The following is a 1,336-nucleotide window of genomic DNA, read 5'->3' on the forward strand; positions in this document are numbered from 1 at the left end:
TTTTGGGGGTCATTTTATGTCTAAAAAATATGCTTATGAATTGAAAATAAAAGTTGTTGAAGAGTATATTGAAGGAAAATTAGGTTACAAAGCTTTAACAAAAAAATATGGGATTTCATCTCCTTCTTTAGTCAAGAATTGGGTTTACAATTATAAAAGATACGGTACAAATGGGTTAAAAGCTATTCAAGGAAAAGCAGATTATTCTTTAGATTTTAAGCTGAATGTTTTACACTTAAAACAAAGAACAGGAGCTTCCTATAAAGAAACGGCAATCGCCTTTAATCTTACGAATCCATCTATGATAGCTAATTGGAAACGCATTTATCTTGAAGGGGGTTCTGAAGCTCTGAATAGACCGATAGGGAGGCCGCCCAAAGTGGTAAAGAAACTTAATAAAAAAGAACTGCGTCAAAAGAATAAAGTTACCGATGATTCAGAATTAGAACGTGTACGTCAACAAGTCACTTATTTGGAGATTGAGAATGCCTATCTAAAAAAGTTAAAGGAATGGGGTCTCAACGACCATCGAGATCCCAACAAACCCAATTCGCTTTAGACTTAATCCAAAATGGCTATCGTTTAAAAGATATTTTGTGGGTGATCGAATTACCAGCGAATTCTTATCATTATCACAAACAACGATTAAATCGAGTGAATCCTGATCAAAAATTAGAAGAAGAGATTCAACAAATATTTCTTGAATCCAATGAAACCTATGGTTATCGACGAATTACTGCTGAATTATACAAAACACACCATCAAAAAATTAACCATAAAAAAGTTTTACGAATCATGAATAACCTCGGCTTAAGATGTACAAAATTCTGGCGGAAGTCACGTCGCTATAGCTCTTACAAAGGCGCTGTGGGAACAATTGCTCCCAATCACCTCAATCGTCGCTTTAGTGCAAAATATCCTCTTCAAAAATTAGTCACTGATGTGACAGAGTTCAAGACAGCTGATGGGAAGAAACTGTATTTAAGCCCTATTATGGATTTATTTAACTCTGAAATTATCGCCTGGAATCTTAGCTCGCATCCCACTTTAGATTTGGTCATGAAGCCAGTGACTGACGCTATTGATATTATTAAAACAGCAGCTACCTATCGGACAACCCTCCACAGTGCTCAAGGGTGGCATTATCAGCATAAACAATGGGTAAAGATATTAAAAGAAAATAAAATCTTCCAAAGCATGTCACGTAAAGGAAACTGTTTGGACAATTCTCCGATGGAGAACTTTTTCGGGCTACTAAAACAAGAAATGTATTATGGAGAACCGCTGACTAGTTATAAGAAACTAAAGAATAAGATCAATCAATATATTCACCACT

At 35.3% G+C, this 1,336-nt stretch carries 2 protein-coding genes; both read left to right on the forward strand.

The window, feature by feature from the left end; translation table 11 throughout:
* A partial coding sequence (locus HF969_RS09705) for a helix-turn-helix domain-containing protein (RefSeq protein WP_210727932.1) occupies positions 1-559 on the forward strand: 559 nt, incomplete at its 5' end.
* Positions 511-1,336: IS3 family transposase (locus HF969_RS09710; RefSeq protein ID WP_168427226.1), on the forward strand; the 826-nt coding region annotated here is incomplete at its 3' end. The genes HF969_RS09705 and HF969_RS09710, both read left to right, overlap by 49 nt.

Origin of the sequence: Facklamia miroungae (assembly GCF_012396555.1) — a bacterium.
Classification (GTDB): Bacteria; Bacillota; Bacilli; order Lactobacillales; family Aerococcaceae; genus Facklamia; species Facklamia miroungae.